The organism is Thioclava sp. IC9 (assembly GCF_002213225.1).
GTDB lineage: Bacteria > Pseudomonadota > Alphaproteobacteria > Rhodobacterales > Rhodobacteraceae > Thioclava > Thioclava nitratireducens.
The window spans coordinates 1084785-1107408 of the sequence record NZ_NBNX01000001.1 but is presented as its reverse complement, the minus strand read 5'-3'; the positions used below and the strand labels follow the sequence as shown (position 1 = coordinate 1107408).

Genomic DNA, 22624 nt, shown 5'->3' with positions numbered 1-22624 from the left:
GACGATGGAAACGATCATTCTCTTTGCGCCGCTGGTCGGTGCGATCCTTGGTGGCTTCGGCTGGCGGGTGATCGGCGAAAAGGGCGCGATGGTCCTGACCACGGGCCTTCTGTTCCTCGCCGCCGCGCTCAGCTGGATCGTCTTTCTCACGCTGGGCGATCAGACGCAGCACATCCATGTCATGAACTGGATCACCTCGGGCGACCTCGACGTCGCATGGGCGATCCGGATGGACCGGCTGACCGCGATCATGCTGATCGTGGTGACGACGGTCTCCTCGCTCGTGCATCTCTACTCGTGGGGCTACATGGCCCATGACGAGAATTTCGACGAAGGGAAGGGCGAGAATTACAAGGCGCGCTTCTTCGCCTACCTGTCCTTCTTCACCTTCACCATGTTGATGCTGGTGACCTCGGACAACCTGCTGCAGATGTTCTTCGGCTGGGAAGGCGTGGGTCTCGCCTCGTATCTGCTGATCGGCTTCTACTACAAGAAGCCTTCGGCCAATGCGGCGGCGATGAAAGCCTTCATCATGAACCGTATCGGCGATTTCGGCTTCCTGCTCGGGCTGTTCGGTCTGTTCTACATGACCGGTTCGCTGAAGATGGACGACGTCTTCTCTGCGGCCCCGGCCTTGTCCGAAACGAGCCTGGACTTCCTCTGGGGGAACTGGAACGCGGTCGAGCTCTGTGCCTTCCTTCTGTTCATCGGTGCGATGGGCAAATCGGCGCAGCTCTTCCTGCACACATGGTTGCCGGACGCGATGGAAGGCCCGACGCCGGTGTCGGCGCTGATCCACGCCGCGACCATGGTGACCGCGGGTGTGTTCCTCGTCTGCCGGATGTCGCCGGTCTACGAATACGCGCCGCATACGCAGACCTTCATCGTCGTCATCGGCGCCTCGACCGCCTTCTTCGCAGCGACCGTGGGTCTGGTGCAGAACGACATCAAGCGCGTTATCGCCTATTCGACCTGTTCGCAGCTGGGCTACATGTTCGCGGCCGCGGGCGTCGGCGTCTATTCGGTGGCGATGTTCCACCTGCTGACCCACGCCTTCTTCAAGGCGCTGCTGTTCCTTTCGGCGGGCTCGGTGATCACCGCGATGCACCACGAGCAGGACATGCGCAACTACGGTGGCCTTCGCAAAAAGGTGCCGCTGACCTTCTGGGCGATGATCTTCGGCACGCTGGCGATCACCGGTGTCGGCGTTCCCTTCACCCATATCGGTTTCGCAGGCTTCCTGTCGAAAGACGCGATCATTGAGAGCGTCTGGGGCGGCTCGGGTGCTGGCTATGCCTTCTGGCTTCTGGTCATCGCGGCGGCCTTCACGTCCTTCTATTCGTGGCGCCTGATCTTCATGACCTTCTTCGGCAAGCCGCGCGGCGATCATCATGCGCATGATCACGCGAAGGAGAGCCCGTGGGTCATGACGGTGCCGCTGGTCGTACTGTCCTTCGGCGCGATCTTCGCCGGCATGATCTGGTACAACGTCTTCTTCGGCGATCACGCGAAGCTGGTGAAGTTCTTCGGCCTTCCCGCGCATGCCGAGCAGACGGCGGATGCCGGGCACGCGACGAGTGGCGAAGCCGCGCAGTCGGGCGAGGCAAGCCATGCCGCAGGGCAGGGTGAAACGCCGCCGGTGCCGGATCCGAACATGTCCGAACAGCAGGCCGAGGCCGAGCTGATGGACGAGGCCAAGACCTCGCCGAGCGTCGGCGCCTCGACCGCGGTCATCGAGTATCCGAGTGTCGCACCTCAGGGCTCCATCTACATGGGGCAGGAGAACGAGGTGATCGACAAGGCGCACCACGCGCCGGCCTGGGTCAAGGTCTCGCCCTTTGTGGCGATGCTGGCCGGGCTGCTTGTCGCCTGGATGTTCTACATCAAGGATGTGAGCCTGCCGCGGCGGATGGCTGAAGCCCAACCCGGGCTCTACAGCTTCCTGCTCAACAAGTGGTATTTCGACGAGCTGTACGAGCGTATCTTCATGCGCCCGGCGCTCTGGTTCGGCTATCAATTCTGGAAGAAAGGGGACGAGGGCTCGATTGACCGGGTCATCGACGGTATGGCCGTTGGCATCGTCCCGACATTCACGAGGTTCCTTAACAGGATGCAATCGGGCTATCTGTTCCACTACGCCTTCGCCATGGTGATCGGGATCGTCGGTCTCATGCTCTGGGTCGTCCTCAACGGGGGGGCGAACTGATGCAACACCTTCTTTCCATCGTCATCTTCACGCCCGCCGTGGCGGCGCTGATCCTCGCGCTGGTTCTGCGTGGCGGCTCGCCCGAGGCTGACCGCAACGCGAAATGGGTGGCGCTGACCGCGACTTCGGTCACTTTCCTGATCTCGCTGTTCCTGCTGGCCGGGTTCGACCCGTCCAACACCGGCTTCCAGTTCATGGAGAAATACTCCTGGATCATGGGCTTTCAGTATCGCGTGGGTGTCGACGGGCTGTCGATCCTCTTCGTGATGCTGACCACGTTCATGATGCCGCTGGTGATCATCGGCAGCTGGAACGTCACCGACCGCGTGAAGGAATACATGATCGCCTTCCTCGTCCTCGAGACGCTGATGGTGGGCACCTTCGTCACGCTCGATCTGGTGCTGTTCTACCTGTTCTTCGAAGCAGGCCTGATCCCGATGTTCCTGATCATCGGCATCTGGGGGGGCAAGCAGCGCGTCTACGCCGCGTTCAAGTTCTTCCTCTATACCTTCTTCGGCTCGGTCTTCATGCTGGTGTCGATCATCTACATCTACTTCCACACCGGAACGACGGACATGCCGGGGCTACTCGTCTACGAGTTCCCATACACACCGGTGGATGTTCTGGGGATATCGATCCCCGGCGGGGTGCAAACGCTGCTGTGGATCGGCTTCTTCATCTCCTTCGCGATCAAGATGCCGCTCTGGCCGGTGCATACCTGGCTTCCCGCAGCGCACGTTCAGGCCCCGACGGCCGGTTCGGTCGTGCTGGCCGCGATCCTGCTGAAACTGGCTGATTACGGCTTCCTGCGCTTCTCGCTGCCGATGTTCCCGGTGGGCAACATCGTCGTGGGCCCCTGGGCGATGTGGCTCGCGGTGATCGCGATCATCTGGACCTCGCTGGTGGCGCTGGTGCAGACCGATATCAAACGCGTCATCGCGTATAGCTCGGTCGCGCACATGGCCTATGTGCTTCTCGGGATCTTCTCGGGGACGCAGCAGGGCATCGAGGGCGGGATCTTCCTCGTCGTCTCGCACGGCTTCGTCTCGGGCGCGCTGTTCCTTCTGGTCGGCGTCATCTACGAACGAATGCACACCCGCGAGATCGACGCCTATGGCGGCCTCGTCAAGCGGATGCCGGCCTATGCGACGATCTTCATGTTCTTCACCATGGCCAATGTGGGGCTGCCGGGTACCGGTAACTTCGTCGGGGAATTCCTGACGCTCGCCGGGACGTTCCAGGTCAACACCTGGGCCGCGATGTTCGCGACCTCCGGCGTGATCCTCTCGGCCGCCTACGCGCTCTGGCTCTATCGCCGGGTCGTCTTCGGCGACCTGATCAAGGAGAGCCTGCGCTCGATCACCGATCTCACCACGCGCGAGAAGTGGATCTTCGCGCCGCTGGTGGCGATGACCCTGATCCTTGGCGTCTACCCCGATCTGGTGACCAACATCATCGGGCCGTCGGTGACACAACTCGTCCAGAACTATCATGATGCCTTGCCGGACACGTATCTGTCCGACCTGGTCGAACACTGAGGAGCTGAGGGATGACTTCTGCGGATTTCTCGATCGTCCTTCCGGAGTTTTTGCTCGCCGTCTACGCGATGGTGGCCCTGCTCGCGGGTGTGTGGTTCGGCAAGGACAAGCTTGCGCCGACGCTGCTGTGGATCACCTCCGGCGTCATGCTGGTGATCGCGGCCTGGATCGGCCTGGCCGAGGTGGGCTCGCATGAGGCCTTCGGCGGCCTCTTCATCGACGACGCGTTCTCGCGCTTCACCAAGGTGATGATCCTGATCGCGGCCGCGCTGGTGCTCGCGATGGGCACCGATTACATGCAGCGCCGCGGCCTGCTGCGCTTCGAATACCCGATCCTCGCGACGCTGGCCGTCATCGGCATGATGATGATGGTTTCGGCGGGCAACCTCATGTCGCTCTACATGGGGCTTGAGCTGCAATCGCTCGCGCTCTACATCGTGGCCGCGCTGCGCCGCGAGAGCGAGAAGAGCTCGGAAGCGGGTCTGAAGTATTTCGTCCTTGGCGCGCTGTCCTCGGGCATCCTGCTCTACGGCGCTTCGCTGACCTACGGCTTCGCGGGCACCACGCAATTCGCGGGCATAATCGGGGTCGTGCAAGCCGGTCACCTGCCGATCGGCCTACTGTTCGGCATGGTCTTCCTGATCGCCGGTCTCGCCTTCAAGGTCTCGGCAGTGCCGTTCCACATGTGGACGCCCGACGTCTACGAGGGCTCGCCCACGCCGGTCACCGCCTTCTTCGCAACGGCGCCGAAGATCGCCGCGATGGCGCTGATCGCCCGTCTCGTCTTCGACGCCTTCGGCCAGGTGCCGGCGGAGTGGGGCCAGATCCTCGCGCTGCTCGCGGGCCTGTCGATGGTCTGGGGCTCGGTCGCGGCGATCGGTCAGTCGAACATCAAGCGCCTGATGGCCTATTCCTCGATCACCCATATGGGCTACGTGTTGCTGGGCCTCTCGGCGGGCACGGTCGAGGGTGTGCAGTCGATGCTGACCTACATGGCGATCTACGTGACGATGAATGTCGGCGTCTTCGCCTTCATGCTTTCGATGGAGCGTGACGGCCAGCCGGTGACCGAACTCAAGGCGCTCAATCAATACGCCCGTCAGGCCCCGGTCAAGGCGTTGGCGATGCTGGTGCTGCTGTTCTCGCTCGCCGGTGTGCCGCCGATGCTGGGCTTCTTCGCCAAGTTCGCGGTGCTCGAAGCGGCGCTGCATGCGGGCTATATCTGGCTCGTGCTGCTCGGCGTGATCGCCTCGGTCGTGGCGGCCTTCTACTACCTGCGGATCGTGTTTTACATGTATTTCGGCAAGGAGACGGATCCGCTCGACAATCGGATGCCCGCGATCCAGTGGGGCCTTCTGGTGGTTTCGGCGCTGGCGATGCTGATCGGCATCTTCAACCTCTTCGGCATCGAGGGCGCGGCCCAGGCTGCGGCGGCGGCTCTTGTCAACTGAGCGCGATGACTGGCCCGAGGGCGTGGCGCGACACGTCCTGCCCTCGGTCGATAGCACCATGGATGAAGCGGCCCGGCTAGCGCCGGGCCTCTCCGGTTCAGCCTGGATCTTCGCGCATGAGCAGACTGCCGCGCGCGGCAGGCGCGGGCGGGCGTGGCGCGCGCCATCCGGCAATTTATCGGGGACTCTGGTGATGCGGCCCGAAGGCGGGCTGGCTCATGCCGCGCTCTATTCCTTCGTCGCGGCACTCGCGTTGGAGGCCGCGCTCGCGCATGTCGCGGGACCGCATGCGCGGCTGACCATCAAATGGCCCAATGACGTGCTGCTGAACGGCGGCAAAGTCGCGGGCATCCTGCTCGAGAGCCTGCAGGGCGCAGAGACAATCGCGATTGGCATCGGCGTGAACCTCGCAGTGGCCCCCGAGCGGTCCGAGATCGAGCCCGAGGCGATGGCGCCGGTCAGCCTGCTGGGCGAGACCGGGATGCAGATCGCTCCGGTCGACTTCCTGCCGATGCTGGCGCGGGCCTTCGATCATTATGATCGACAGTTCCGCGATTACGGCTTCGACGCGATCCGCAATGCGTGGCTCGCGCGGGCGGCGCGTCTGGGCGAAGAAATCACCGCACGCGTCGGCGGCGAAACCTATCGCGGCACCTTCGAGACGATTGACCAGACCGGCGCGCTGATCCTGACGACGCCCGAGGGCCGCCGTGCCATCTCGGCGGCGGATATCTTTTTCTGAGCGGAAGGGGGGAGCCATGCTTCTCTGCATCGACTGCGGCAACACCAACACCGTCTTCTCGGTCTGGAACGGGACGGATTTCATCGCCACTTGGCGGATGGAAACCAATCACCAGCGAACGGCGGACGAATATTTCCTCTGGCTGTCCGGCATGATGCGAGTGCAGGAGATCGCAGGCGCGATCACCGAGGTCATCATCTCCTCGACCGTGCCGCGGGTGGTCTTCAACCTGCGGGTTCTGTCTAACCGTTACTTCAACTGCCGCCCGTTGGTCGTCGGCAAGCCCGAATGCCGCCTACCGGTGGAGCCCCGCGTCGATCCGGGCACGACCGTCGGGCCGGATCGCCTCGTGAACACGGTTGCGGGCTATGACCGGCATGGCGGCGATATCGTCGTCGTCGATTTCGGTACTGCGACCACTTTCGACGTGGTCGCCTCCGACGGGGCCTATATCGGCGGGGTGATCGCACCCGGCGTCAACCTGTCGCTCGAGGCGTTGCACGCCTCCGCGGCCGCCCTACCTCATGTCGATGTGACGATGCCCGAGAAGGCGATCGGCACCAACACCGTCGCCTGTATCCAATCGGGCGTTTTCTGGGGCTATATCGGCCTCGTCGAAGGCGTCGTGCGCCAAATCCGGCTCGAGCGGGACCGACCGATGAAAGTCATCGCGACCGGCGGTCTGGCAGAGCTGTTCAGTCAGGGGTTCGACCTGTTTGACAGTGTGGAATACGACCTTACCATGCACGGCCTTCGCCTCCTCAACGACTATAACAAGGACTTTCCCGCGTGAGTGACAGACTGATCTACCTCCCCCTCGGCGGTGCCGGCGAAATCGGCATGAACGCCTATGTCTACGGCTACGGCCCAGAGGGGAAAGAGCGGCTGATCGTTGTCGATCTGGGCGTGACTTTCCCGGATATGGACGGCACGCCCGGCGTCGACCTGATCTTCGCCGATCTCGAATGGCTGGAAGCGAATGCCGACCGCATCGACGCGATCTTCATCACCCACGCGCATGAGGACCACGTCGGCGCGCTGCCGCATGTCTGGAACAAGCTGCGCAAGCCGGTCTACGCGCGCGCTTTCACCGGTCGGATTGGCCAGCTGAAGCTGGAAGAGGCGGGCATCCCGCCCGAGACGATCCAGATCGTCGAGCCGCGCCCGAAGGTGATCGAGGCCGGCCCGTTCAAGGTGCAATTCGTGCCGATCTCGCATTCGATCCCCGAAAGCTCCGGCCTCATCATCGACACACCTGCGGGCCGCGTCGTGCATACGGGCGACTTCAAGCTCGACGGCAACCCGATCGTCGGCGAGCCCTTCGACCCCGAAATGTGGCATGCCATTGCCAAGGAAGGCGAAGGCGTGAAGGTTCTGGTGAGCGATTCCACAAACGTCTTCTCCCCGCTGCCGGGCCGCTCGGAGGCCACTTTGGCCGAGCCGATCTCGGAACTCATCCGCGCGCAGACCGGCATGGTCGTCGCGACCACCTTCGCCTCGAACGTGGCGCGCCTGAAGACGCTTGCCGAAGCGGGCAAAGCCGCGGGTCGGTCTGTCTGTCTGCTGGGGCGCGCGATGAAGCGCATGGTCTCGGTCGCCGAGGAAACCGGCGTGCTGAAAGGCATGCCCGGCACGATCTCGGCGGAAGAGGCAACGGAAGTGCCGCGCCAGAACCTGATGCTGATCGTGACCGGCTCCCAGGGCGAGCGACGCGCTGCCTCGGCCCAGCTGAGCCGCGGCAAGTACCTGGGGCTCGAGATGAAGGAGGGGGACACGTTCCTGTTCTCCTCGAAGACGATCCCGGGCAACGAGCGCGGCGTGATCCGGATCATGAACGCCTTCTCCGAGATGGGAGTCGACGTGGTGGACGATCACGGCGGGCTCTATCATGTCTCGGGCCACGCCAACCGCCCCGATCTCGAAGCGGTGCACGAACTGATCGCGCCGAAGATGCTGATCCCGATGCATGGCGAGCATCGCCACCTGCGCGAACATGCGAAGCTGGCCGCGGACAAGGGCATCGCGTCGGAAGTCGCGACGAACGGCACGATGATCGACCTGACCGGCGAGGTGCCGAAAGTCGTCGAATATATCGAAGCGGGCCGCACCTATCTCGACGGTTTGGTGCAGATCGGCGCGATGGACGGCGTGGTGCGCGACCGGATGCGCATGGCGCTGAACGGCTTGTGCCTCGTGACGGTGATCCTCGACGAGCAGGACCAACCGCTGGGCGAGCCCTGGGTCGAGCTGAACGGCTTGCCGAAACTGGGCCGCTCCGGCGCGCCGCTGGCCGAGACGATCGAGGACGAGATGACCGAATATCTTGAGCGCGCGCCGGTCAAGATCCTGAGCAATGACGACAAGCTGGACGAGGGCCTGCGCCGCATCGCCCGTCAGGTCGCGATGGAAGAGATTGGCAAGAAGCCCGAAGTGATCGTCGTCACGAGCCGTCTGACCGAGTGAGCGCGAGTCCGCGCCGTCAGTGGCGCGGATGGCGAAGGGTTAGGGCATCGCTCTATCCACAGAGACAAAGAAAAGCCCCGCCGGAGGACGCCTCCGGCGGGGATACTTTTACCAATACGAAAGCGTCAGCTGTCCGCGCTGTCCTCGGCGGTCTCTTCGATCGCGCCGGGGCGGAAGGAAACGGTGAGGAAGTCCGGGACGTGGTCGCCCATGCCCACCACTTCGTTCTCACGCTCGCGACGGTTGCGGCCCCCGCGGGAGCGGCGTGCGTTGCCTTCGTCACTACCCTGATCGCGGGGCTGCGATTTCGGCGCGCTCGCGGTCTCCTGGGGCTCGCTGCGAGCCTCTTCGGGTTGAGCCTCGGCCTTGGGAGCTTCTTTTTGCTCTTGCGGCGCGGCGATCTGCGGTTGCTGCGTCTCTTCGCTGCGCTCGCGTTTCGAGCCACGCCCGCCGCGATCGCGGCTGCGCCCGCCACGCGAGCGACCGCCCTTGGAGTCCTCGCGCTTGCGCGCGGGCTGCTTCGCACCTTCGGACAGCTCGAACCCTTCCGGCGGCTCGGCGCGCGGGATTTCCTGCTCGACGAGGCTTTCGATCTGGCCGAGGAATTTCTCGTCCGAGGGGACCGCGATCGAGATCGCCGTGCCCTTGCGGCCCGCGCGACCGGTGCGGCCGATCCGGTGGACATAGTCCTCGGCATGCATCGGCAGGTCGTAGTTGAACACGTGGCTCACCGACGGCACGTCGAGGCCTCGCGCGGCGACGTCAGAGGCAATCAGCAGCTTCAGCTTGCCATCGCGGAAACTCTCGAGCGTGCGGGTGCGCTGGCTCTGGTCGAGATCGCCATGGATCGGGGCCGCGTCGAAGCCGTATTTCTGCAGGCTTTTCGCAACGATATCCACGTCGACCTTGCGGTTGCAGAAGACGATCGCATTGGTGCAGGCCTCGCCTTCGGCCTCGATCACCGCGCGCAGCAATTCGCGTTTGGCTTTCGCGGTCTGGTCGCGGCGCGCCGGTTCGATCTCGATCAGCTTCTGGGTGATATTCGCGCCCGTCGTCGCCTGACGCGCCACCTCGATGCGCACCGGCGCATGGAGGAAGGTGTTGGTGATCCGCTCGATCTCGGGCGCCATCGTGGCCGAGAAGAACAGAGTTTGGCGCGTGAAGGGCGTCAGCTGGAAGATGCGTTCGATATCGGGGATGAACCCCATGTCGAGCATCCGGTCGGCCTCGTCCACGACCATGACCTTCACGTCGGTCAGGATCAGCTTGCCGCGCTCGAAATGGTCGAGCAGGCGGCCCGGCGTCGCGATCAGCACGTCGACGCCCTTGTCGATCAGTTTGTCCTGCTCTCCGAACGATACGCCGCCGATCAGCAGCGCGCGGGTGAGCTTGGTGTTCTTGGCGTAGAGGTCGAAGTTCTCGGCGACCTGCGCTGCCAATTCGCGCGTCGGGCACAGCACGAGCGAGCGCGGCATCCGGGCGCGGGCGCGGCCCCGACGCAGCAGCGTCAGCATCGGCAGGGTGAAGCTGGCGGTCTTGCCGGTGCCGGTCTGCGCGATGCCGAGCACGTCCTTGCCCTCGAGTGCGGGCGGAATGGCGCCAGCCTGAATGGGCGTCGGCTCTTCGTAGCCAGCGTCGACAACGGCGGAAAGGACCTTCGGGTCCAGCTTCAGATCGGTGAATTTCGTCATGGGTATCCTTGGTTTACCTTTAATCGCGTCCTGTCGCGACCCGCATCGGGCGGGGCCGCTATCGGGCGCTTGAGGAACCGGGCGCCCAGGAAGAGCCCCGCCGGATTACGGAGCTTGGCTGCGGCGTACCGGATTGCGACGCAAAGGTCAATCTTTTCAGGGCAGGGCCGCTAACCGGCGGGCGGGACGCTCCTATGGCAAGGGGCTCTTGCAAAGGGGCACGGAACCTGACCTTCTGAACGGGGTTTGATCCCGAAGTGTGACGAGGGACAGATATGGCAGTCGCGGAATCGGCGGGTCTCGGCTCGGTATTGGCCTTTGCGCTGGTAGGTGTTTGCGGTGTCGGCGCGCAATGGCTGGCATGGCGGATGCGCCTTCCGGCCATCGTGATCATGCTGGTCGCAGGGCTTATTGCGGGTCCAGCGACCGGGCTTTTGAACCCGAGCCGCGACTTCGGTGAGCTGCTGAGCCCGTTGATCGCGCTCGCGGTGGCGGTGATCCTGTTCGAGGGCGGGTTCTCGCTGGATTTCCACCGTCTGGGCGATGCGAAAACCGGGGTCAGGCGGCTTGTCTTCATCGGCGCGCCGCTTGGCTGGTTTCTCTCGGCACTCGCGCTCGTCTGGGGCGCGGGGCTGAGTTGGGAAAGCGCGGCGGTCTTCGGCGGCATCATGGTCGTTACCGGCCCGACGGTGATCGCGCCGCTTCTGCGCACGGCGAAACTTGCCCGCCGCCCCGCACGGTTGCTGCAATGGGAAGCCATCGTGAACGACCCGATCGGCGCGCTGGCGGCGGTTCTGGCCTTCGAGGTGGTGTTCACGCTTCGCTCCAACCTGCCGATGGGCGAGGCGGTCTGGCATCTCGCGCTCGGGATCGGCTTTGCCGCGGCGATCGGCGGCGCGGTCGGCTGGGGCATCGCGCGCAGCTTCTCGCGCGGATGGGTGCCGGAATTCATGAAAGTCCCGGTGCTGTTCGCGACCCTTTTGGCGACCTTCGCGGTGACCGATTACGTGCTGCATGAAAGCGGGCTGCTCGCAGTGACGGTGATGGGGCTGGTGATCGGAAATGCCGATTTGCCCTCCTACGAGGAGCTGCGCCGGTTCAAGGAGCATGCGACGGTGCTTCTGGTCTCGGGCGTGTTCATCCTGCTCGCCGCGAATATCGAGATCGACCAGCTGGCCGCCCTCGACTGGCACGCGCTGTTGTTCGTCGTCCTGGTGGTGCTGGTGGCCCGCCCGATGACGGTGCTGATTTCGCTGATAGGGACGGGCCTGCCGCGCAACGAGCGCCTGCTGATCGCCTTCACCGGCCCGCGCGGGGTGGTGCTCGTGGCGGTTGCGGGCCTTTTCGGACAGCGTCTGGCCGAGATCGGGGTGGCCGACGGGCTGCGCATCGGGCCGCTGGCCTTCGTACTGGTGCTGGTGACTGTGATCGTGCACGGCTTCACCTTGGCGCCGCTGGCGCGGAAGCTGGGACTGGCCAATGCCGACAAGCCGGGGCTGCTGATCGTGGGCGGCTCGCGCTTCACGTCGGCGCTGGCCGAGACGCTGAACAAGGCCGAGGTGCCTGTGCTTATCACCGATCCGAACCATGCGCACCTGATCCGGCCCCGCGCCAATGGGCTCAAGACTTTCTACGGCGACATTCTGGGCGAGGCGGCGGAGGACAAGGTCGAGCTGATGGCTTATTCGACCCTGCTCGCCGCGACCGACAACGACGCCTATAACACGCTCGTCGCGACCGATCTCGCGCCCGAGCTGGGCCGCGACAAGGTCTGGCAGGTGCCGCGTCAGAAGGACGATCGCGAACGCCACGCGCTGCCGACGCAGCTCGGTGGGCGCCGCTTTGGTGAGGGGCGCACGCTCGAGGGGTGGGAGACACTGCTCGCCGAGGGCTGGCGCTTCCGCGTGACCCGGATCACCGAGGAATACACGCTGGCCCAGTGGCGCGAGAAGCGACCCAAGGCGAAGCCCGTGATGGTCGTGGCGAAGAGCGGTGACCTTCGCTTCGTGATCGACCCGGCCGAAATGAAGGTCGAGCCGGGCGGGCGGATCATTTCGCTGCTGCCGCCCGAGGCCTTCGAGGAAGAGACCGCGCAGAAGGCCAAGGCTGGGGAGAAACCCTCGGGCCAGCCGGGCCCCGCCGCGCGGATCCCTTGAGGTTCATTCGATCCGGGCGGTGGCTGATCGACGGACGATCACCGCGCCGTCGCGGCGCAGCGCGATCTGGCCCGCGTAGGGACCTTTGGGCCAGCCGTCAGGCGGGGTCTTTTTGCCGACATAGCGGAAGAACCGGGCCTTGGGTGCGTCGACCTCGCTGGTCGTACTGATGCTGATCCCATCCGGGCCGGTGATCTCGAAACTGATCGTGTCTCCCGCACGCAGGCCGAAGCCGTAGCCCCAGAAGATGAGGGCGGGTCCGGTTTCGCGGGGCGGCGGCAGGGGGTCGCCGGCGAGGATCGCGTTGAAGCGCGGCGGTGCGGCGGTGAACCCGTTCGCGAGCCAGCCGCTTGGTGTGTAGGGGAAAGGATCGGACCAGAGACTCTGCGATGCGGCAGCCGCGCAGGTGTCCTGCATCTCAGGGTCGAAGGGATCAACGACCGTGCCCTCATGGCGCAGCGACAGATGCAGATGCGGGAATTCCGCCTGACCCGATTGGCCGACGAGGCCGAGCGGGGTGCCCGCCTCGACCCGCGCGCCACGTGCAACGGAAATCGAGCCTTCGCGCAGATGGCAATACTGGGTCTGCCAGCCGCGTCCTAGATCGATGACGATCCCGTTGCCGCATTCCTTGCCCGCGACCGTTCGTCCGCTGACATAAGCCCCGTCGGGCTCTCCATCGCGGGTGGCGACGACCCGGCCCGGCGCGGCGGCGATCACCTTCACGCCCTCCTGCATCTGCGCTTCGGTCAGGAGCGCGAAATCGGTGCCCTTGTGGCCGTCATAGGTCAGCCCGCCGCAACCCGCATCGCGCGCGCCGGGACCGGGGTCGCGGTCGACGTAATTCTGGATGTAGCAATCCTGGCCAAGGGTGCAGTCGACCGGCATTTGCAGCGTCGGCGCGTCAAATAGAAAAGTCCCGGCCATGCAGGGCACGGCCGGGACGAGAAGGCTTATCACTACCGCGCGGAGCACGGCCTAGATCATTCGGCGGTCAGCAGGCGCGGCTTGGAGCCGGAGATCCGCTTCTTGCCCGGTTCCTCGACCTTGATGACGATCTTGTCGTCCTTGATCGAGACCTTGGCGACACCGCCCTTCGTGAGCTTGCCGAAGAGCAGCTCTTCGGCGAGCGGCTTCTTGATATGCTCCTGAATGACCCGGCCCAGCGGACGCGCGCCCATCTTGTCGTCGTAGCCCTTCTCGGCGAGCCAATTGGCGGCGGCCGGGGTGAGCTCGATATGGACGTTGCGGTCGATGAGCTGCGCTTCGAGTTGCAGCACGAACTTGTCGACCACCTGCAAGATCACCTCGCGCGGCAGCGGCGCGAAGCTGACCACCGCGTCCAGACGGTTGCGGAACTCGGGCGTGAAGGTCCGCTCGATCGCGGCCATATCCTCGCCTTCGCGCCGATCGCGCCCAAAGCCGATTGCGGTCTTCGCCTGTTCGGCGGCGCCCGCATTCGAGGTCATGATCAGGATCACGTTGCGGAAGTCGACGGTCCGGCCGTTATGGTCGGTGAGCTTCCCGTGATCCATCACCTGCAGCAGGATGTTGTAGACATCCGGGTGGGCCTTTTCGATCTCGTCGAGCAGCAGCACGCAATGCGGGTGCTGGTCGACGCTGTCGGTCAGCATGCCCCCCTGATCGAAGCCGACATAGCCCGGAGGCGCACCGATCAGGCGCGAGACCGCGTGCTTCTCCATGTATTCCGACATGTCGAAGCGCATCAGTTCCACGCCGAGCGTATCGGCGAGCTGCTTGGCGACCTCGGTCTTGCCGACACCGGTCGGACCCGCGAAGAGGTAGTTGCCGATCGGCTTCTCCGGCTCGCGCAGACCCGCACGGGCCAACTTGATCGCGGAGGACAGCGTCTCGATCGCCTTGTCCTGGCCGAACACGACGCGCTTGAGGGACTTCTCGAGATCCTTGAGCACCTCGGCATCGTCCTTCGAGACCGATTTCGGCGGGATCCGCGCGATCTTGGCGACGACCGCCTCGATCTCTTTCGGGCCGATAGTCTTGCGCCGCTTGCTTTCGGCCACGAGATGTTGGGCCGCGCCCGCCTCGTCGATCACGTCGATCGCCTTGTCGGGCAGCTTGCGGTCATGAACATAGCGCGCCGACAGTTCCACCGCCGTCTTGATGGCGTCGTTGGTGTAGCGGATGTCGTGGTGCTTCTCGAAATAGGGCTTCAGACCCATCAGGATCTTGATGGAATCCGGCACCGAGGGCTCGTTCACGTCGATCTTCTGGAACCGGCGGCTCAGCGCGCGGTCCTTTTCGAAGTGCTGGCGGAACTCCTTGTAGGTGGTAGAGCCCATGGTGCGCAGCTTGCCGCCCTGAAGCGCGGGCTTCAGGAGGTTCGAGGCATCCATGGCACCACCCGAGGTCGCGCCCGCACCGATCACGGTGTGGATCTCATCGATGAAGAGGATCGCGTCGGGATGCTCTTCAAGCTCCTTCACCACGGCCTTCAGGCGCTCTTCGAAGTCACCGCGATAGCGGGTGCCGGCGAGCAGTGCGCCCATATCCAGCGAGTAGATCGTCGAATTGGCGAGAATTTCCGGAGTCTCCCCGCGGGTGATCTTCAGCGCGAGGCCTTCCGCGATCGCGGTCTTGCCCACGCCGGGATCGCCCACCAGAAGCGGGTTGTTCTTGCGGCGGCGGCAGAGGACCTGAATGCAGCGCTCGACCTCATGCTCGCGCCCGATCAGCGGGTCGACATCGCCCTTCTCGGATTTTGCGTTGAGGTTCACGCAGTATTTCTCGAGCGCGGAATCCTTGGCTTCGGCCTGGGTCGCCCCTTCGGCCTTGGCCTCTTCCTCGGCACCCGACACCGGGCGCGTTTCGCCAAACTCCGGATCCTTCGCCACGCCATGCGCGATGAAGTTCACCGCGTCGTAGCGGGTCATGTCCTGCTCTTGCAGGAAGTAGGCGGCGTTGCTTTCGCGCTCGGCGAAGATCGCGACGAGCACATTCGCCCCGGTCACTTCCGAGCGGCCCGAGCTTTGGACATGGATGGCCGCGCGCTGGATCACGCGCTGGAAGGCGGCGGTCGGCACGGCTTCCGAGCCTTCGATTTCGGTCACGAGGGTGGACAGTTCATCATCGATGAACTCCACCAAGGTCTGGCGCAATTCGTCGGTATCGACGGCGCAGGCCTTCATCACCCGCGCGGCGTCCGGCTCGTCGATCAAGGCGAGGAGCAGGTGTTCTAGCGTCGCGAGTTCATGCTTTCGGGCATTGGCGAGCGCCAGCGCCCCGTGGATTGCCTGTTCGAGCGTATTGGAAAACGACGGCATTATCTGCTCCTTTCCTCGACGGGCGGCGCGGGAGGATACCCAGCCTAGTGTTGCCCTATAAGATTAAAGTTCGGTGGAATTCGTCGCGCTTCAAGTCTTTTCATGCCCAAAAACCGATCGGACTCCGATTCGTACGGAAAAAACGATCATTTAGCGGGCGCGACGGTGCAGGGATACCGATGAGGCGCGCAATATCTAGGGGAGTTGCGTTTGACCTCTCCCATATGGGGAGGGTTTTCGCGGGTTCAAGCGCCCTGACGGTTACTTGGGCGACTCGGCGCGGCTTTGCGCGGTGTCGTGCTGCGTGTCCTCGTGGACTGGCGGGCGGTGCGCCGCACTTTGGTGCAGTTCCGCCGCCAGTTCGGCGTCTTCGGGGTCGGTTTTGCCCTTGGATGCGGGCGCCTCGCCGGGGCGCTTGGTGGCTCTGGTTCCCGGGGAAGCATCCTCTCTCTTTTGGGGCGCGTCCTCCTCGTCCTCGTCGCCTTCCTCCTCGAGCTCCGCCTCGGAATGGGCGGCTGGCGAATGTTCCAGCAGCAGCGCTATGATGTCGGTCCGGGTCAGGATGCCGACGAGCCGCCCGCTTTCGGTCACGGGCACGACCCGCGCCTCGCGTCGGGCCAGCCGTTCGAGCAATTGGCCCACCGGCGTGTCGCCCTCGACCGTCTCGATATCGGTATGGAAGATCGCGCGCACCTCGGCCTCGGGCGGGGCGGCGCGGAACCGCAGGGGGCGGCGCAGGATGTCGAATTCCTTGAACAGCTCTTCGAGCGCGTCATGCTGGTCGACCACGCCCAGATAGTATCCCGAATTGTCGACCACCGGCAGGGTATGGACGTTGAGCGCGGTCATCTTGCGCACGATCTCGGACAGCGGCGCTTCGGGGCTGACGGTCACCGGGTTCTGCGTCATCAGATCGCGCACATGCGTGTCGGCCAGAAGCGACTCGGCGGCGCGGTGTTCGGCCACCGCCATGAGCCGCGCCAGATCGGCGGGGTCCATGTTGGCCGACTGGTTGAACTCGACCAGCAGGTTCGACAGGTCGCGCTGACTGAGCGAGCGGGCCGGGCCGCGCGCACGTCCGACATGGGCCGGGGAATAGGCGAGAGGGCGCGTCGGGTAGGAAATGCCGAAGAGCCGGTTCCAGACCATTGCGAACCCGATCATCAGCACCGTCATCACCGCGATCGGGAAGATCGCGAAATCGAAGCCGAGACGCCGCCCCGCCTCGTGTTCCAAGATCACGAGCAGCGCGATCCCGGCGGCTGGCGGATGCAGCGCGCGCGCGGCCATCATCGCCGCGATCGACCCGCCCACTGCGAGCCCGTCCGCATAGGGTGGAGGGGTCACCATCAGCACCGCGACCGGCACCACGGCGGAGATCATCATCCCCATCATCGCGGACCACGGCTGCGCCAGCGGCGAGTTCGGCAGAACGAACAGGAGAACCGCCATCGAGGCGAAGCTGGACACGAGATAGATCCCGGCCTGTCGTGAATGGGGCAGGGTGGCCACGATGAAGGTCACGACGAGGATCGCCACTCCTGCGCCCACCGCGCCGCGCAGGATGTCGACCGCAGGCCTACGCCCCATGGAGGGGCCGAAGCGGCGCAGCTGGCGGCGGACATTCTTGGGCAGGCGTGAGATCGGCATCGGTTCGCTGGGGTTGAATTCGCGACAGGTATCGCGCCTGCCACGCGCGGATGCAAGCGCGGGGGCGGCGAGAGGCCGGGCGGTGGGAACGCCATCTCAGGGCTAAACGCTCCCCGAAGCCCGTCTGGCATCTTGCCATCAGGCGCGGCGCGTCTATGGTCGGGCGCGAATTCTCAGGCAGGACGAAAAACGGGGAGAGCGCGATGGCCGGACCGATAGACAAGACGCTGCGCGCGGCGAAGACCCATGCAAAAAGCGGAGCTTTCGCGGAGGCCGAGGCGCTCTATCGCGAGGTTCTCGCGCGATTTCCCGGCAACAAGCGCGCGCAGGCCGGGCTGGCCGAGATCGCGCAATCGCGCGCGAGCCGCCCGGTGAACCCGCCGCGCCCGGTGATCGACCAGCTCTTCGGCTTGAAGAAAGCGGGCCGCGATCGCGAGGCCGCCGAAGTCGCCGCCCGTGTCCTCAAGCAATTCCCGCGCGCCCCCGCCGCGATGGAAGTGCGGGCCGCGGCGCTCTCGACCCTGGGCGATCACGAGGGGGCCGCGGCGCTCTATCGCGAACTGGTAGGTATGTTTCCCGACGCCCCCGATGCCCACGGCAGCTACGGCAACGAGTTGATGGCGCTGAATCGCGACGACGAAGCGGTGGTCGAATTCGAGCGCGTTCTGGAATTGCGCCCAGGCGACCCGGTTGCGCTCAACAATATCGGTAACGCCAAGCGCCGCGCGGGCGAGCAAAGCGAGGCGCTCGAGATGTATCGCGCCGCCCATGAGGCTGCGCCCGATTTTGTCGAGGCACAGCTGAACCTCGCCAACGCGCTCGTCCTGAGCCATAAAGCGCAAGAGGCCGAGCCTCATCTGTTGGCAGTTCTTGCGAAGTTGCCCGACAATTTCCGCGCCTTGACGACGATGGGCGACGTGCGACGCGAACTCGGCGACAAGCCGGGTGCGATCGACTATTACAAGCGTGCGCTCGCAATCAATCCAGACCATGTCGAAGCGCTGGCGTCGCTGATTATGGCGACGCGTATTTCCGAAGGCGATCCTCTCGTCGCACGTCTCGAAGGTCTGCTTGAGGCACCGCATCATTCGGAGAGGGAACGGGTCCGATACGAATTCGCCCTGGGCAAAGCCTATGAGGATATCGGCGACACCGACAAATCCTTCGCTTTCTATGCACGCGGCAATGCGCGTCGCAAAGAGCTGCTGGGCTACACGATCGAACAGGACGAGACTCTGTTCGCGCAGATCGAGCAGGCCTTCCCGGCCGTGCCTGCAGCCATTCCCGACGCCGCGCAAGATGGCCCGGAGCCGATCTTCATCGTCGGCCTGCCGCGCTCCGGCACGACACTGAGCGAACAGATCGTGAGCGCCCATCCGATGGTCGCGCCGGGCGGCGAGTTGATCGAACTCGGCAGCCCATTGTCCCAAATCGACTGGTCGAATCCAGAGGACTTCCGCGCGAAGGCAGAGGAGATCCGCGCCGAATATCGCGAGGTTCTGCGCGCGCACGCCAAAGGCGCGCCTTTCGTGACCGACAAGATGCCGCTCAACTTCCGCTGGGTCGGGGCGATCCGGGCGCTGTTCCCCAAGGCAAAGATCATCCATCTTCAGCGCGACCCGCGCGCGGTGATCTGGTCGATCTATCGGTTGAATTTCGGCTCCGATGGCAACGCCTACGCGCATAGCCTCGACGATCTGGTGGCTTATCGGGCGTTGCATCAGGACCTGATGGCGCATTGGAAATCGCTCTTCGCCGAGACGATTTATGACCTGAACTACGAGCGTCTGGTGGAAAATCCGGAGACCGAAATTCGCGCGCTGCTCGACTATCTCGAATTGCCCTTCGACGAGGCTTGCCTTCGCCCGCAGGACAACAAGCGCATCGCCCGCACCGCATCGCGCGATCAGGTGGTCAAACCGATCTACAAGGGCAGTTCTCAGGCGTGGGAGAAATACGCCCCGTATCTGGAGGCGGCATTCGCGAAGCTCGACTGATGTTCGGTCTTCGGCCTAACTGCGCCCGCTCCTCTCCGGGCGCATTTCGCTTAGCGTTCCGTTCTCGGACGGTCTTCGTTCCCGCTTGTCGGCGCCCCTCCCGGTGGCGCTGCTGCCGTGCTTGTCATCGCGCGGCGGCTCGCTATGGTCGGGTCGATTTCGCGAAGGAGAGCCGATGGCCGGGTCCGTTGACAAGATGCTGCTCGCCGCACGTGGCCATGCCAAGCGCGGGGAATACCGGCAGGCCGAGGCGCTTTACCGTGACGTGCTCGGCCGTTTTCCGGGCAACAAGCGCGCCAAGGCGGGGCTAGAAGCGCTCGCGCAGGTCAGCAAGGGGAAACCGGCCGCGGGGCCGCCGCGCGCGCTGCTGCAGCAGTTGATGGGGTTGATGCAGACGGGGCGCAACCGCGAGCTCGTCCAGCAGACGAAACGGGCGCTGACAGAGTATCCGGAGGCCATCCTCTTGCTCGAATTAAAAGCTGCGGGGGAGGGGGGGCTGGGCGATCACGACGCTGCAGCCGAGACCTATCGCCGCCTGATCTCCCTGCGGCCCGATCACGCCGACACCCACGGCAACCTGGGCAATGAACTGATGGAGCTGGGGCGCCATGAAGACGCGATCGCGTCGTTCGACCGCGTATTGGCGCTGCGCCCGGGTGACCCCGTGGCGCTGAACAATCAGGGCAATGCCTTCCTCGCGCTTGGCCGCGAGACCGAGGCGCGCAAACGGTTCGAGGCGGCGCTGGAGGCCGTAGCGGACGATAAGCTCACTGGCGATGCGATGTCTGGGGCCGCACAAGCGCGGTCGCCCGACCCGCGCCATGTCTTCGCGTTGAACAACTTTGGCAACATTCTACTCGCCGAAGGCGACATCGCCGGGGCACGGACGCGGTTCGAGGCGGCGCTCGGGGCCGATCCGAGCTATGCCGAGGCGTGGTGGAATCTCTCTCGCCTGCATCGCTTCGCGCCGGACGATCCACTGCTTTCGCAACTCGAGGCGCAGGTCGCGGCGGAGGCGCATTCCGAGCATGACCTGATGCTGCTCGAATTCGCGCTCGCCAAGGCGATGCACGACGTGGGCGGGACGGAGCGGGCCTTCGCGCTCTGGCAGTCGGCCAATGCGCGGCGCAAGGCTGAACTGGGCTATGACATCGCGCAGGATCTCAAGCTCTTTGCGCAGCTGCGCAAGCGTTTTGCCGCGCCCCATCCGCCAATCCCTGAGACAGAGACCGACAAGGCCGCACCGGTGCCGATCTTCCTGCTGGGCCTTCCGCGCTCGGGCACGACGCTGGTCGAGCAGATCGTCACCCAGCACAGTCAGGTCGCGCCCGGAGATGAGATCGCCACGCTCGATCGCGAGATGAGTGCGCTCGACTGGAGCGACCCGGAGGCGCTTAGCCGGGAGGCGGGGCGGATACGTTCCGCCTATTACGAGACGCTCACCAGACTGGCCGATGGCAAGCCGTTCGTGACCGACAAGATGCCGCTCAATTTCCGCTGGATCGGAGCGATCCGGGCGCTGTTTCCGCGCGCATTAATCGTGCATGTCCATCGCGATCCGCGCGCGACGCTCTGGTCGATCTATCGCAACTTCTTTTCCAGCAGGGGCAATGGCTACGCACATGATCTGGACGATCTCGTGGCCTATCACGGGCTCTATCGCGATCTGATGGCGCATTGGGCGGTGCAGCCCGGGGCGGTCGTCGATTGCGACTACGAGGCGCTGACGGAAGCCCCCGAGGCGCGCAGCCGCGCGCTGATCGATGCGCTCGGGCTGCGCTGGGAAGACGCCTGCCTGCGCCCGCAGGACAACGCCCGCACGGTCGCGACGACATCGGACACGCAGGTGCGCAAGCCCATCTACAAGGGCAGTTCGCAGGCATGGGAGAAATATGCGCCCTATCTGGAGGCCGCTTTCGCGAAGCTAGACTAAGCGCGGGCTTGTGGCGTGAGGAAGGCTCGCTAAGCTGACCGCACCCATAGGAAAGTCCCGCCATGCCCGAACTCTCACATATGCTCGCTTTCGGTGCCGTGGCGCTTGCGATGGTTCTGAGCCCCGGCCCGAACATGATCTATCTCGTCTCACGCACGATCTGCCAAGGGCGGCGCGCGGGGCTCATCTCGCTGGGCGGGGTGGCATTGGGGTTCGTCTTCTACATGCTTTGTGCGGCCTTCGGGATCACCGCAGTCGTTCTTGCCGTGCCTTATGCCTATGACGCGCTGCGGATTGCCGGGGCGCTCTATCTGTTCTGGCTGGCATGGCAGGCCGTGCGACCGGGCGGGCGCTCTGCCTTCGAGACGCGCGAGTTGCCGGTCGACGGGCCGCGCAAGCTGTTCTTGATGGGGTTCGTCACCAACCTGCTCAATTCCAAGATCGCGGTGATGTATCTGTCGCTGCTGCCGCAATTCATCGACCCCGCAGCCGGATCGGTGCTGGCGCAATCTCTGGCGCTTGGCGCGGTGCAGATCGTGATCTCGGTGAGCGTGAATGTCGCCATCGTGATCGGCGCAGGCGCAATGGCCCGGTTCCTCGCGACGCGCCCGCTCTGGATGCGGGTGCAATGCTGGGCGATGGGGACGGTGCTCGCCGCGTTGGCGCTGAGCGTGTTGCGCGATGCGCGGCGGTGAGGTTCAGAACCGGTCCTTGCGGGCGCGGGCTTCGGTGAAAACCTCGACGGGTGACGCGCTCTCGGGCAGGCCGAGCGCGTCGCGCAGTTGCGGATCGGTGCCGCGCAGGAACGGGTTGGTGGTCTTCTCGAGTGCCAGTTCGACCGGAACCGTGGGCCGGGACTGGGCGCGGGTGGCGCGAACATCTTCCATCCGCGCAAGAAGGTTCGGATTCTCCGGCTCGATCGAGAGCGCAAAGCGACCGTTCGCCTCGGTATATTCGTGCCCCGAACAGACCAGTGTATCGTCGGGCAGTTCGCAGAACCGGCTCAGCGTGTCGAACATCTGTTGCGCCGAGCCTTCGAAGAGCCTTCCGCAGCCCCAGCTCATCAGGCTGTCGCCGGAGAACAGCAGGCCGCCTTCGGGGAAGTAATATGCGATATGGCCGACCGTGTGGCCGTCAGCGGCAAGAATTTCGACATGCTCCATCCCGATCGCGAGTTTCTCGCCCGGCGAGACCTCCTGATCGAGCTTGGGCAGGCGATGCGCATCCGCCTTGGCACCGACGATTTTCGCCCCCGTCGCCGCCGACAACGCCTGAACGCCGTCGATGTGATCGGCGTGGTGATGTGTCAGCAGGATGAGATTCGCTTTCCAGCCCCGTTCGTTCAGCGCCTTCAGGATCGGAGGCGCTTCTGGAACGTCGATCACGGTGGTTGTGTCCGTCGCCGCCTCATGCACGACATAGGCATAGTTGTCGGAGAGGCAGGGAATGATGAGAAGCTCAACGGCCATGGTGTTTTCTACCGCTTTGATTATCT

At 64.5% G+C, this 22624-nt stretch carries 15 protein-coding genes; 10 read left to right on the top strand and 5 right to left on the bottom strand.

Translation table 11 applies throughout. The features are described 5' to 3' along the window. The first annotated feature begins 4 nt into the window (after nt 1-4). From nuoL to B6V76_RS05050, 6 genes are read left to right on the top strand one after another with little or no spacing between them, the layout of a single operon-like run. On the top strand, nt 5-2206 hold the full coding sequence (gene nuoL, locus B6V76_RS05075; protein WP_088726813.1) for an NADH-quinone oxidoreductase subunit L: 2202 nt from the start codon (nt 5-7) through the stop codon (nt 2204-2206). Then, complete coding sequence (locus B6V76_RS05070) at nt 2206-3744, top strand: NADH-quinone oxidoreductase subunit M (protein WP_075774487.1); 1539 nt, start codon at nt 2206-2208, stop codon at nt 3742-3744. The genes nuoL and B6V76_RS05070 overlap by 1 nt, the downstream gene beginning before the upstream one ends. 11 nt (nt 3745-3755) lie before the next feature. Then, on the top strand, nt 3756-5195 hold the full coding sequence (gene nuoN, locus B6V76_RS05065) for an NADH-quinone oxidoreductase subunit NuoN (RefSeq protein ID WP_075774488.1): 1440 nt from the start codon (nt 3756-3758) through the stop codon (nt 5193-5195). Beyond that, nucleotides 5185-5937 (top strand): biotin--[acetyl-CoA-carboxylase] ligase, encoded by a 753-nt coding sequence (locus tag B6V76_RS05060; RefSeq protein WP_276206129.1) that lies wholly within the window; start codon nt 5185-5187, stop codon nt 5935-5937. The genes nuoN and B6V76_RS05060 overlap by 11 nt, the downstream gene beginning before the upstream one ends. Before the next feature lie 16 nt (nt 5938-5953). Next, a complete protein-coding gene (locus B6V76_RS05055) occupies nt 5954-6730 on the top strand; it encodes a type III pantothenate kinase (protein WP_088726811.1) in 777 nt (258 codons plus the stop codon). 47 nt (nt 6731-6777) lie between these two features. Further along, nucleotides 6778-8400, top strand: coding sequence for a ribonuclease J (locus B6V76_RS05050; RefSeq protein ID WP_088726918.1), 1623 nt, complete (start codon nt 6778-6780; stop codon nt 8398-8400). A gap of 125 nt (nt 8401-8525) precedes the next feature. Here B6V76_RS05050 and B6V76_RS05045 read toward each other — a convergent pair whose 3' ends face one another. Next, the gene (locus tag B6V76_RS05045) at nt 8526-10091 is read right to left on the bottom strand and encodes a DEAD/DEAH box helicase (RefSeq protein ID WP_088726810.1); all 1566 of its coding nucleotides are present in this window, start codon (nt 10089-10091) and stop codon (nt 8526-8528) included. A gap of 275 nt (nt 10092-10366) precedes the next feature. Here B6V76_RS05045 and B6V76_RS05040 point away from each other — a divergent pair, with 275 nt between their 5' ends. Beyond that, complete coding sequence (locus B6V76_RS05040) at nt 10367-12247, top strand: cation:proton antiporter (RefSeq protein ID WP_088726809.1); 1881 nt, start codon at nt 10367-10369, stop codon at nt 12245-12247. A gap of 3 nt (nt 12248-12250) precedes the next feature. Here B6V76_RS05040 and B6V76_RS05035 read toward each other — a convergent pair whose 3' ends face one another. The 3 genes from B6V76_RS05035 to B6V76_RS05025 form a co-directional block, all read right to left on the bottom strand. Then, complete coding sequence (locus B6V76_RS05035) at nt 12251-13174, bottom strand: M23 family metallopeptidase (protein ID WP_088726808.1); 924 nt, start codon at nt 13172-13174, stop codon at nt 12251-12253. Nucleotides 13175-13230: 56 nt separating this feature from the next. Continuing rightward, complete coding sequence (clpA, locus tag B6V76_RS05030) at nt 13231-15549, bottom strand: ATP-dependent Clp protease ATP-binding subunit ClpA (protein WP_088718894.1); 2319 nt, start codon at nt 15547-15549, stop codon at nt 13231-13233. A 261-nt stretch (nt 15550-15810) separates the two neighbouring features. Continuing rightward, nucleotides 15811-17199: an HPP family protein gene (locus B6V76_RS05025; RefSeq protein WP_088726807.1), complete on the bottom strand. Its 1389-nt coding sequence runs from the start codon at nt 17197-17199 to the stop codon at nt 15811-15813. A 203-nt stretch (nt 17200-17402) separates the two neighbouring features. Between B6V76_RS05025 and B6V76_RS05020 the strand changes: the two genes are divergently transcribed. From B6V76_RS05020 to B6V76_RS05010, 3 genes are all read left to right on the top strand, one after another. Further along, a complete protein-coding gene (locus B6V76_RS05020; protein ID WP_166504542.1) occupies nt 17403-19196 on the top strand; it encodes a sulfotransferase in 1794 nt (597 codons plus the stop codon). A 175-nt stretch (nt 19197-19371) separates the two neighbouring features. Then, on the top strand, nt 19372-21129 hold the full coding sequence (locus tag B6V76_RS05015) for a tetratricopeptide repeat-containing sulfotransferase family protein (RefSeq protein WP_088726805.1): 1758 nt from the start codon (nt 19372-19374) through the stop codon (nt 21127-21129). A gap of 62 nt (nt 21130-21191) precedes the next feature. Further along, a complete protein-coding gene (locus tag B6V76_RS05010) occupies nt 21192-21824 on the top strand; it encodes a LysE family translocator (protein WP_088726804.1) in 633 nt (210 codons plus the stop codon). A gap of 3 nt (nt 21825-21827) precedes the next feature. On the opposite strand, the gene gloB is transcribed toward B6V76_RS05010, so the two are convergent. Further along, the gene (gloB, locus tag B6V76_RS05005; protein ID WP_075774500.1) at nt 21828-22598 is read right to left on the bottom strand and encodes a hydroxyacylglutathione hydrolase; all 771 of its coding nucleotides are present in this window, start codon (nt 22596-22598) and stop codon (nt 21828-21830) included. Nucleotides 22599-22624 lie beyond the last annotated feature (26 nt).

Excerpts from the sequence above, each read along its gene's own strand:
- nuoL (WP_088726813.1), top strand. The coding sequence starts at position 5 with ATGGAAACGATCATTCTCTTTGCGCCGCTGGTCGGTGCGATCCTTGGT.
- B6V76_RS05070 (WP_075774487.1), top strand. The coding sequence starts at position 2,206 with ATGCAACACCTTCTTTCCATCGTCATCTTCACGCCCGCCGTGGCGGCG.
- nuoN (WP_075774488.1), top strand. The coding sequence starts at position 3,756 with ATGACTTCTGCGGATTTCTCGATCGTCCTTCCGGAGTTTTTGCTCGCC.
- B6V76_RS05055 (WP_088726811.1), top strand. The coding sequence starts at position 5,954 with ATGCTTCTCTGCATCGACTGCGGCAACACCAACACCGTCTTCTCGGTC.
- B6V76_RS05050 (WP_088726918.1), top strand. The coding sequence starts at position 6,778 with ATGAACGCCTATGTCTACGGCTACGGCCCAGAGGGGAAAGAGCGGCTG.
- B6V76_RS05045 (WP_088726810.1), bottom strand. The coding sequence starts at position 10,091 with ATGACGAAATTCACCGATCTGAAGCTGGACCCGAAGGTCCTTTCCGCC.
- B6V76_RS05040 (WP_088726809.1), top strand. The coding sequence starts at position 10,367 with ATGGCAGTCGCGGAATCGGCGGGTCTCGGCTCGGTATTGGCCTTTGCG.
- B6V76_RS05035 (WP_088726808.1), bottom strand. The coding sequence starts at position 13,174 with ATGGCCGGGACTTTTCTATTTGACGCGCCGACGCTGCAAATGCCGGTC.
- clpA (WP_088718894.1), bottom strand. The coding sequence starts at position 15,549 with ATGCCGTCGTTTTCCAATACGCTCGAACAGGCAATCCACGGGGCGCTG.
- B6V76_RS05025 (WP_088726807.1), bottom strand. The coding sequence starts at position 17,199 with ATGCCGATCTCACGCCTGCCCAAGAATGTCCGCCGCCAGCTGCGCCGC.
- B6V76_RS05020 (WP_166504542.1), top strand. The coding sequence starts at position 17,403 with ATGGCCGGACCGATAGACAAGACGCTGCGCGCGGCGAAGACCCATGCA.
- B6V76_RS05015 (WP_088726805.1), top strand. The coding sequence starts at position 19,372 with ATGGCCGGGTCCGTTGACAAGATGCTGCTCGCCGCACGTGGCCATGCC.
- B6V76_RS05010 (WP_088726804.1), top strand. The coding sequence starts at position 21,192 with ATGCCCGAACTCTCACATATGCTCGCTTTCGGTGCCGTGGCGCTTGCG.
- gloB (WP_075774500.1), bottom strand. The coding sequence starts at position 22,598 with ATGGCCGTTGAGCTTCTCATCATTCCCTGCCTCTCCGACAACTATGCC.